This window comes from Shewanella sp. 11B5 (genome assembly GCF_002836795.1).
Classification (GTDB): Bacteria; Pseudomonadota; Gammaproteobacteria; order Enterobacterales; family Shewanellaceae; genus Shewanella; species Shewanella frigidimarina.
The window spans coordinates 1-5,216 of sequence record NZ_PJAP01000402.1; the positions used below are offsets into that span (position 1 = coordinate 1).

Here is a 5,216-nt window from a genome sequence, read left to right on the forward strand (position 1 = left end):
ATGTTGAGACAGTGATTTTGCCTTTTTGTAACCGCTAACGTAAGCAGATTGGCATTACTAAGATCTTTTTACGACACATAAAAAAAGATTAACAGGGTGCTGTACGTTATAGGTGGAAAATAAACGTCGAAAGATAAATCAATTAGTTACTTCTGAATTTAGATAATAAATGATGGCATTATTGCTTAATATAAAACCAGACGATGACTTAAACGCTGTATTTATAGGCACTAAGGCCTAAAAACTCATTCAAAAAGCTAAGTAATTTTGTTAATATCCCAAGCCGTGAATGGGATGTCACTTGCTCAAACTGATGAGCAAATTTAAACAAGCGAGCATTAATGAAATCTTGGTATTTACTGTATTGCAAACCACGTCATGAAGTACGTGCTCAGCAAAATTTAGCTTTGCAAGAAGTCGAAAGTTATTTACCTATGATCACCCAACAAAAAATGGTCCGCAACAAACCACAAATGGTTACGGCACCACTTTTCCCTAGTTACCTGTTTATCTATTTTGATCCTCTCGTCACCAGTGTAAGCAAAATCCACAATACACGTGGTGCTAATCGTATTGTTGGCTGCCGAGAAGATATGACTCCCATTGACGACAGAATTATTTCAGCGCTTAAAAGGCGTGTTCAAGGTTATGTACCAGAAGAGGTAAAACCTTTAGGAAAAGGCGATAAAGTCAAATTTGTCGACGGACCGTTTAAAGACCTTGAAGCAATATTCGACGAGAATAATCCTGATAAGCGTTGCCATGTGTTATTTAACATCATGGGACAACAAAAACGGATTTTAGTCGAGTTGACGAATCTAAAGCCTGTTTCTGGTAGCAAAACAGAAAAATAGTAGTATGTTAAGACTTCCGCCCTTGGGCTTGTAGGATATTGTCTATTCACATATTTAGCTTTGGTTTTTTTTTAATCAATTTTTCGGTAAAAAGAACCAATATGAATGATTTTATATACTTTGTTATTTGCAGGTAAGTAAAAAACAATTTACGTACAACATTAAAGTTATAGTTTAGGTATAATTTCGCGCCGATTATTTAGTTTATATCGGCGATAAAGATAAATTTCGCACAGCGAAGGGCATGTTGGAAGCCGTAATCCATGGGCGGTAGCGTGTCTTAAAATCGATAATCAAAAATCTAGATGCGAGAGCGCTTCGCTGCTAGATGCTATAAAATCTTAACAGCAAAGCTGTCCTAGCAGGACGAAGTCCGTTTTCTGGCGAGCTTGCGAGTTCCTAGAACCTAGTAGCGCAGCAACACTAGTAGGACGAAGTCCGTCCTCTGGTGAGCCTGCGAGTTCCTAGAAACCTTTTAATTACAAAAATAATATTGGAGATACCCGGTGTTACATAAAACCAAAAACGTGTTAATAGCTGGCTTATCAGCCCTTATTATTTTAACAACACAAGCAAATGCTGTTACACCAACACCGCAAATGCTTGAACAGTTCAAACAATTACCTAAAGCAGAACAGGAACGAATAGCTCGTCAGTATGGTATCGATCCATCAATGATTTCAGGTAGCTCTAATAATTCTGTTAACGTTACTAATCCTAACGTAGTTGAACCACGTGAAGATAAAGACAATAAAGAAGACAAAGATCAATACACAGTAAAAAAGAAAAAGAGTGAATTTGATTTTAAAGAAGACAGTGATAAAGACGCCCTCAAACGTTTCGGTTACGAAATGTTTGAGGGTGAACCGACTACTTTTGCTCCCGTAACTGATGTTCCTGTTCCAAGCGACTATATGGTCGGTCCTGGAGATGTTATTAAAGTTCAGTTATATGGCAAAGAAAGTAACGAATATAGTTTAACCATTAATCGAGATGGTACAGTGCAAATCCCAGATTTGGGCCCTGTATCCGTTGCCGGGTTAAGTTTTTCTGATTTACGTCAAGAATTGTCTAAGCGTATAAAGCAACAAATGATTGGAATCGAATCTAACATCACCATGGGTGAATTACGATCAATTCGGATTTTTATTGCTGGTGATGCTTACAAACCTGGCTCGTACACCGTTTCAAGTTTATCAACCATCACTCAGGCGTTATTTGTCGCTGGTGGGGTTAATGAAATCGGTAGCTTAAGAAACGTGCAAGTTAAACGTAGTGGTAAGCTAATTGGTTCATTTGATTTATATGATTTATTGCTTCGTGGTGATGCCTCTGGAGATATTAATCTACGTTCTGGTGATGTGGTATTTATCCCATCAATCGGTGGTTTAGTCAGTGTTGCTGGTGAAGTACAACGTCCTGCTATTTATGAGCTAAAAAAGAATGAAACTATTGCAGACGTCATCAACATGGCTGCAGGTATCAAACAAGGTGCGTATCCGAAAAATAGTAGTATTGAGCGTTATAATAGTAATGGATTAAAAACCATTATTAATGTCGATTTAACCTCTGCTAAAGGTAACAGCACTTTAGCTAAAGCTGGCGATTACATTCGAGTTAAAAATGCTTCCAATCAATATGAAGATGCAATTACGGTAGTTGGTGCAGTGGTTCGCCCTGGTAAATATCAATGGAAGCAACAACGTATTAGTGATCTAATGCCATCAATTTGGGGAGATTTACTTATATCTGCCGATTTAGATTATGGCTTAATTATTCGAGAAATAAATAAGCACGGCGACATAGAAACGTTACAGTTTGCCCCTGGTGAAGCCATTACTTCTCCTCATTCTGTACAAAACCTGGCTTTACAGCCTCGTGATAAAGTGATGATATTTAACTTTAATGACGATACTCAAAATCGCTTTGAATTAAACTCATTAGTAAAAAAACGAGTGAATAAAGTTGAAGCATTGAAAGGTGATTCATTACTGGATGCAGATCTTTTCAAAGTAGGGTTCGAAACATTAGACAATTCAGTAGCAAAAAAATATACCAACGAGATTGCAGGCGTTGTCTTAAGTGAAAAAGAATCTGAAGAACAGTCGCTAGTCAGTAGCGAAGTAGCCAAAATGTTATCAAATCTTTTTGAAGATCGTGACTTAATCAAGCTCAGTAATGTGATGTCGCGAAAAGAGTTATTATATCCTATCGTAACCAAACTGACTCTTCAGGGTAACGCACAACAAGGTATAAGAATTGTTGCTATAGCAGGTAAAATTCGCCATCCAGGAGTTTATCCTTTAACGAATAATGCTACGGTGACAGACTTGCTTAAAGCAGCTGGAGGGTTGTTAGAAGGTGCCTACACTGAGCGAGCAGAACTAACACGCACACATACTACGTCAATAATATCGGATATTATCCATAAAACCATTAACCTTCATGCAGCAATTAATGGCAGTCAAGATGATAATCTCGAGCTAAAAGGTCGTGATATGGTCACTATTCTGACAACTCCAGAGTGGCAAGAAAGAAAAATTATTGAAATCAAAGGTGAAGTTAAATTTCCAGGTACTTATAACATCAGGCGTGGCGAAAGGTTATCTGATGTGATTGCTAGAGCCGGCGGGTTTACTGAGTTTGCATATCCTTCAGCATCAGTATTTGTTCGCGAGTCAGTTCGCATGCAAGAACAACTCGAAATCAAGAAGTTAGCCGATCAGTTACGCCGAGATCTTGCCACTCGTGGTGTTTCAAAAGACGGTTCGACCATTAATTATTCCGAAGCCCAGTTAATGTTAACAGATTTGGAAAACATAAAAGCGGTAGGTCGTTTAGTTGTTGATTTAAATGCAATTAAATTAGGTATTCCAGAAGCCGACCTTCAACTTGAAGACAGTGACGTATTGTATGTTCCAACGACCAAGCAAACTGTTGCGGTAATGGGGGAAGTTCAGCATCCTTCAACGCATAGATTTAAAGAAGGCTTAACCTTAGAAGATTATTTACAAATGTCTGGTGGCTCCCGAGAGCGCGGAGACGAAGACCGAATTTATGTTATAAAAGCAAATGGTTCAGTGATGATGCCAACTAAGAGCATCTGGTTTAGTTCCGACTCTCAAATTTCGGCTGGCGACACGGTTATCATACCTCTAGACACTGAGTATAAAGATAATTTAACCCTTTGGACCCAAGTAACACAGATTATTTATAATACCGCTGTCGCATTTGCAGCGATTTCAGGTCTGTAATCTCGTTCAGTCTAGTAAGTAAGAATAGCCTTATACTGAATCTCTCAAATGAATAAAAAGATAAAGATAATAATATGAACAAACTAAACATATATGACGATGTTTATAAACCAGAACAGCAAGCGTTTCCAGCGACAGAAAATCATACAATTGACTTTCGCTTGCTAGTAAAATCATTATGGAAAGACAAATGGTTAATTGCCATCACAACGTTATTACTGTCTGTGTTAGCAGTTATCTTTGCGCTGTATCAGCCAAATATTTATCGTTCTGACGCATTATTGGCACCAGCAGAAGCAGAGCAAGGCAGTGGTGGTTTAGCTGCTTTGGCTGGTCAATTTGGTGGTTTAGCTAGCATGGCAGGTATCAATCTAGGTAATACTGGAAGTAGTGATAAGAGTAAACTGGCTATAGAGGTGCTAACCTCACGTGTTTTCATTCAAAACTTTATTGAAAAGCACAATATTCTAGCCGATGTCATGGCAGCTAAATCATGGGACTATAATAGTAAAGAGTTGAACTATGATTCAGATGATTACGATGTTGCTAGTAACACATGGACTCGTGATGTCTCTGAGCCATTTACAGCTAAACCGTCATTACAAGAAGCATACAAAGAATTTGTTGCCAAGATGATAGTTTCAACATCCAAAGACACTGGAATGACATCATTATCAATCGAGCATGTTTCGCCAATCGTTGCACAAAAATGGGTAACATGGTTAATTGCTGACATAAACGCAGACATGAAAAATCGTGATGTTAACGAAGCTGAGCGCAGCATTGCTTTCCTCAAAAAGCAAATCGAACAGACCAATGTTGCTGATATTCGTTCAATTTTATATAAATTAGTTGAAGAACAAGCAAAAACCATTATGTTTGCTGAAGTTCGTAATGAATATGTTTTTAAAACGATTGACCCTGCGCAAGTAACCCAAGAAAAGGCTAAACCTAAAAGAGGGTTAATTGTATTATTGGGTTTGTTTTCAGGTATTTTTCTAGGGTTGTTCATCAGCATTATTCGTTATTTTTTCAAAAAATAAATATTAGTGACATAGCCCTTATTAAATTGAAGTATCCAAATTTATGTTAATAACAAACAGATTTA

General features: G+C 37.7%; 3 protein-coding genes. All 3 read left to right on the forward strand.

Features of this window, described 5'->3' with window-relative positions; translation table 11 throughout:
• Positions 1-341 precede the first annotated feature (341 nt).
• Entirely contained in the window at positions 342-854 is a 513-nt protein-coding gene (gene rfaH, locus CXF78_RS09365; protein ID WP_102036614.1) for a transcription/translation regulatory transformer protein RfaH, read from the forward strand.
• Positions 855-1,360: 506 nt separating this feature from the next.
• Positions 1,361-4,108 (forward strand): SLBB domain-containing protein, encoded by a 2,748-nt coding sequence (locus CXF78_RS09370; RefSeq protein ID WP_102036615.1) that lies wholly within the window; start codon positions 1,361-1,363, stop codon positions 4,106-4,108.
• Between the two features lie 74 nt (positions 4,109-4,182).
• A complete protein-coding gene (locus CXF78_RS09375) occupies positions 4,183-5,151 on the forward strand; it encodes a Wzz/FepE/Etk N-terminal domain-containing protein (protein ID WP_102036616.1) in 969 nt (322 codons plus the stop codon).
• Positions 5,152-5,216: the final 65 nt, after the last annotated feature.

Bases quoted from the DNA above. Each gene is read 5' to 3' on its own strand.
- rfaH (WP_102036614.1), top strand. From the start codon at position 342: ATGAAATCTTGGTATTTACTGTATTGCAAACCACGTCATGAAGTACGT.
- CXF78_RS09375 (WP_102036616.1), top strand. From the start codon at position 4,183: ATGAACAAACTAAACATATATGACGATGTTTATAAACCAGAACAGCAA.